This is a genomic window from Mycobacterium sp. 29Ha, assembly GCF_032883055.1.
GTDB lineage: Bacteria > Actinomycetota > Actinomycetes > Mycobacteriales > Mycobacteriaceae > Mycobacterium > Mycobacterium gallinarum.
Genome location: NZ_JAMQTI010000061.1, coordinates 1 through 4,736 on the forward strand (window position 1 = coordinate 1; position 4,736 = coordinate 4,736).

Consider the following 4,736-nt stretch of genomic DNA (forward strand, 5'->3'; position numbering starts at 1 on the left):
GTACAACTCGTAGTAGTCCCATCTCGGACTTACACAGAATTCGTGACAGGCTCCGATGGAGGAGATCCAGGCGTTCTATGACCAGGTGTTCCCCTATGCCGAAGAAGCCGTCGCTTACGTCGACAAGTTCGACTATTCCGAACCGTTGCCCGACGATGTCGCGAACCTACGCAACCTGCTCTACTCACTGATCACCGTGTCGCTGGCGGTCGAACTGTGGAAGCAGCCGCGTGTGAAGCATTCGGCCAACACCATTCTCACGAGAGTGAGCTGATCGCTATGGGACTCACGTCAGCACAGCTCGACGTCGTCGACCTCACGCCGCGGATCGGTAGCGAGATCAGAACCGACCTGGGCACGCTGCTACGCGGCTCCGAAGCCCAGCAGATCCGCGCAATTCTCGAGCAGCGCGGCGTCGTTTACTTCCGCGGACTCGACATCACCGACGAACAGCAGGTCGCGATCGCCAGGACCCTCGGCGCCATCCCCGCGAACGAGGGTGAGAGCGGCATCTACAAGATCTCGCTCGACAAGAACGTGAACCAGCGAGCCGAGTATCTGAAAGGCTCGATGTTCTGGCATTTCGACGGATCCTTGCAGCCCTATCCGAACCTCGCGACCTTGCTTCGGGCCGTCACGCTGTCAGAAACCGGAGGTGAGACCGAGTTCTGCAACACCTACGCGGCCTACGACGACCTGCCGCGGTCCGACAAGGAACTCATCGCAGATCTTCGAGTGGTCCACAGCGCGGAACGCTCGCAGTATTACGTCCGCCCCGAGATGAGCTTCGAGGAGATCACGTTCTGGCAGAAGTCGCCGACGAAGGCGTGCCCCATCGTGTGGACACATCAGTCCGGCCGAAAGTCGTTGCTGCTCGGTGCGACAGCCGATTACGTGATCGGCATGCCGGTCGAGGAGAGCCGGGCGCTTCTTGCCCGCCTGCGTGACTGGGCCACCCAGCCGCAGTACGTCTACCGTCACCAGTGGGAGCCGGGTGACCTCTTGATGTGGGACAACACCGGTACGATGCACCGGGTGCTCGAATATCCCGTTGACAGTGGCCGTCTCATGCATCGAACGATCCTCGCGGGCGAAGAGCCTCTGCAGTGAGGGTCGGCATCGCGACGCCGGTGGTCACCAACGTCGGCGGCGCGGCGCTCGGGTGGGAACGCGATGCGACGATCGAGGACATCGGCCGAGTCGCCGAGACGGCAGACCGGCTCGGTTATCACTTTCTGACGTGCAGTGAGCACATCGGCATACCTGCGTCCGAGGCGCCACGGCGTGGTGCACGGTACTGGGATCCACTGGCCACCTTGGGCTACGTCGCCGCCCGCACCGAGCGGATCCGGCTCGCCACCATGACCCTCGTGCTTGGGTATCACCATCCGCTGGAGATCGTGAAGCGTTACGGGACACTAGACCATGTCAGCAAGGGACGGGTGATCCTGGGTGTCGGAGTGGGCTCGCTGAAGCCGGAGTTCGATCTTCTCGGCGCACCGTTCGACGACCGAGGGGCGCGTGGCGACGATGCGTTGCGGGCCCTGCGGGTAGCGCTGCCGACCAATGAACCCGCGTACGAAGGCGAGTTCTACTCCTTCGGTGGCCTCACCGTCGACCCTTGTGCCTTGCAGTCGCATATGCCGATCTGGGTCGGCGGTCGCACGAAACGCTCGCTGCGGCGGGCGCTCACGCTTGCCGACGGCTGGTGCCCGTTCGCCGTGTCGATCGACACCGCTGCCGAATGGTTGAGCACCCGCGACGTTCCCGACGGCTTCGAGGTCGTGCTGCCCGCGGAGAAGCCGCTGGATCCGGTGGGAAATCCGGAGGAGACCAAACAGACGCTCGAGAAGATGGCCGCGGCTGGCACGACGACGGTGTTCGCCTATTTCAGGCACGAATCCTTCGATCACTACCTCGAACAGCTGCATGCGTTGGCTGAGCTGCACGATCTGAACGGAGCGCCGGGATGACGCTGCTACCCCCGCTGATGCAGGATGAGTGGGGCGACGACGAGTACGCCGCGGTGGGTGCGCTGTTCGGAATACCGGGTGACGACGTGCCACGCGCAGGTTCGGGGGACCCGCGGGACCCCATGAACTTCGACATCCTCGGTGTGCTGGCGCGTCATCCGGCGATGACCCGGGAGTTCATGAGCTACAACGCTTTTCTGCTGCTGCGCGGTGAGCTGCCGCTGCGGCTGCGCGAGCTGGCGATCCTTCGCCTGGCGCATACGCGACGTTCGGTGTTCTTCTGGGGGGAGCACGTCAGAGTCGCCACTGCCGGGGGGCTGCCGGAATCCGACATCGCGCGTCTCGCGGCGGGCAACGACGGATTCGAGGGCGTCGACCGGTTGGTTCTCGAGGCCACCGACGAACTGCTGGCCAACGGTCGTGCAGCACCGCGGACATGGCAGCGGCTGGTCGACGAGCTCGACACCCACCAGGCGATGGAGCTCATCTTCGTCGTCGGCACGTACGCGATGCTGGCGATGGCGTGCGATACGTGGGCGCTCGTGCCACCGCCGGGCAGTGCCCGTCTTCCCGACTAGAGAAGTCGACCTAGGCCGCCGTCACCTCTGCGGCCAGTGCGGTGGGCCGCCGTTATTTCGCCGAAACTGAATTCCAGCAGGCCGGTACTCGCAATTCTCCTGCTGGAATACAGTTTCGCGGCTGTTCGGTCGTCAGCGGGTCAGCACCATGCAGCCGGCGATCGGGCCACCCCCGGCCGCAGCGACCGCCACCTCGGGCCGTCGCGCAACTTGCCGGTCGCCCGCCTGGCCGCGCAACTGGAGGCAGGCTTCGTGCAACAGCCAGTAGCCGTGCATGCGTCCGGCGGACAGTTGCCCCCCGTAGGTGTTCAACGGCAGCTCGCCGTCGAGCGCTATCCGCGTCGCCCCCTCGACGAATGGCCCGGCCTCGCCGTCGCCACAGAAGCCCAGTGCCTCCAGCCACGCGAACGTGAGATACGTGAAGCCGTCGTAGATTTCGGCCACGTCCACATCTGAAGGGGTCAGGTCGGTGCGCGACCACATCTCCGTCGCGGCCTCACTGGACGCCATCTTCGGAAAGTCGTCGCGATGGAACCAGCCGTCCGAGCCGTAGGCACCACCGACCGCCTCGACCTTCACCGCGGGGTTCGGGCAGTCCGCCGCATAGTCGGAATGGGACACCACCAGCGCAATCGCGCCGTCGATCGGAACATCGCAATCGAAGAGGCCCAACGGTGTCGAGATAGGGCGTGAGGTCAGGTAGTCGTCCATGCTCATCGGGTCTCGGAACGCCGCGCGAGGGTTGAGGCCGGCGTTGCGCCTGCTGTTGATCGCGAGCCAGCCCAGCTGCTCCCGTGTTGTTCCGTACATCTCCATATGACGCCGGCAGTGCATGGCGACCCAGTTGGCTGCCGAGTACGCATGCGCAGCCAGCAGCACGTTGATGTCCTCGAACGGTTTGAGCTTCCTGCGTGTCCCGGGTTGCCGAGGCTCGAGGGGTGGGTCGGCGAGGGGAGCGAGGAGCGGTGAGGCTGTCGAACCGGTCATCGCCCCGCCGAGCATCTGCACCGTCCGATAGACCAGCACATGTCGCGCCCGTTTCTCCGACACCGCGACCAGTGCCGACATGAACGGAGTCAGCACCCCGCCGGTGCCGAATCCGACGCCGACGTCGGCGGCGTCATTGCCAAGGCTGTCAACGACTTCAGACGGCAGCGTGTCGCCGAAGGTCGCGATACCGTCGATGTCCTCGGGCGTCAGGCCGGCGTCGGCGATCGCATCCCGCACCGCTTCCATGGTCAGTTCCAGCCCGGGGATGCCTGTCTTGCGGCCGATGCGCGAAATCCCGAGGCCACTGACAATCGTGTCCTTCTCGAAGTAGGTCATCGGCACCCATCCATCTATTTTTGTAATGACAGCCCATAGGAATGTACTTTGCTTGCTATGTCCGACCACGCCCCGCCCTCAGCGCGGATGCTGCCCGCGCTCGATGACCACAACCGGGCGTTCTGGACCGGGGGAGCCGAGGGAGCGCTCAGAATCCCCTTCTGCACCGCCTGCGACAGGTGGGTGACTCCGCTGGCCGCCGAATGCCCGGATTGCGACGGCGTGCTGGAGCATCGCCCGGTGTCCGGTCGGGGGACGGTGTTCACATACACCGTCAACTACCAGCCCTTCAACCCGGGTGTGCCCGTGCCGTATGTGATCGCGATCGTCCAGCTCGAGGAGCAGGAGGATCTGCGAATCGCGACGAATATCGTTGACTGTCAAACGGACTCGGTCCACGTAGGCCTTGCAGTCGAGGTGCGCTTCGAACACCAGGTCGTCGGCGACGAAACTGTCTACATGCCGGTTTTCGCTCCGCGGGGTTGATTAGTCGCGTTGCCGAGGTCTGAGCGACGTTGTCGCGCACCTTCGCGGTCGGGTAGAGATGAGCGACAGTGTCGCTCGTAGCGTGGCAACACCGCACTATGGTTCGGCAGGGCGAACCACCTCTCCGGCCGATTAGCGGGCTGCCACCAAACGTTCCACCTCGCGCAGATCGTAGGGCGCCCGCAGTCCGAGAATCAGGTGCTCGGCTGTCCTGCGGATGTATCTGGGCGCCGACCTTCATCACGGATGTCTACACCTCCTGGCCTGCGGGGATCACAGGTAATTGACAGTCAACAGTCAGTTACGTCTAATTTCACTACTAGCCCCGATTTTTCGTCCAAGGTGATGGCAGTAGCGGTTTCCGGCTGGGAAG

Annotated in this window: 5 protein-coding genes and 1 pseudogene; 5 read left to right on the forward strand and 1 reads right to left on the reverse strand. The window is 64.0% G+C overall.

All coding sequences use genetic code 11. The features are described from left to right. Positions 1 to 55 precede the first annotated feature (55 nt). The 4 genes and pseudogenes from M1248_RS33110 to M1248_RS33125 form a co-directional block, all read left to right on the forward strand. A pseudogene (locus tag M1248_RS33110) lies at positions 56 to 274 on the forward strand (hypothetical protein); the annotation flags it as partial. Positions 275 to 279: 5 nt separating this feature from the next. Further along, positions 280 to 1,110: a TauD/TfdA family dioxygenase gene (locus tag M1248_RS33115; RefSeq protein WP_317150919.1), complete on the forward strand. Its 831-nt coding sequence runs from the start codon at positions 280 to 282 to the stop codon at positions 1,108 to 1,110. Further along, positions 1,107 to 1,973, forward strand: coding sequence for a TIGR03619 family F420-dependent LLM class oxidoreductase (locus M1248_RS33120; RefSeq protein WP_163724945.1), 867 nt, complete (start codon positions 1,107 to 1,109; stop codon positions 1,971 to 1,973). Before M1248_RS33115 ends, M1248_RS33120 begins: the two co-directional genes overlap by 4 nt. Beyond that, positions 1,970 to 2,551 (forward strand): carboxymuconolactone decarboxylase family protein, encoded by a 582-nt coding sequence (locus M1248_RS33125; RefSeq protein ID WP_163724949.1) that lies wholly within the window; start codon positions 1,970 to 1,972, stop codon positions 2,549 to 2,551. Before M1248_RS33120 ends, M1248_RS33125 begins: the two co-directional genes overlap by 4 nt. 132 nt (positions 2,552 to 2,683) lie before the next feature. Here M1248_RS33125 and M1248_RS33130 read toward each other — a convergent pair whose 3' ends face one another. Continuing rightward, positions 2,684 to 3,877 (reverse strand): thiolase family protein, encoded by a 1,194-nt coding sequence (locus tag M1248_RS33130; protein WP_163724952.1) that lies wholly within the window; start codon positions 3,875 to 3,877, stop codon positions 2,684 to 2,686. An 87-nt stretch (positions 3,878 to 3,964) separates the two neighbouring features. Between M1248_RS33130 and M1248_RS33135 the strand changes: the two genes are divergently transcribed. Continuing rightward, positions 3,965 to 4,363: a Zn-ribbon domain-containing OB-fold protein gene (locus M1248_RS33135; protein ID WP_410506783.1), complete on the forward strand. Its 399-nt coding sequence runs from the start codon at positions 3,965 to 3,967 to the stop codon at positions 4,361 to 4,363. The last annotated feature ends 373 nt before the right edge of the window (positions 4,364 to 4,736 follow it).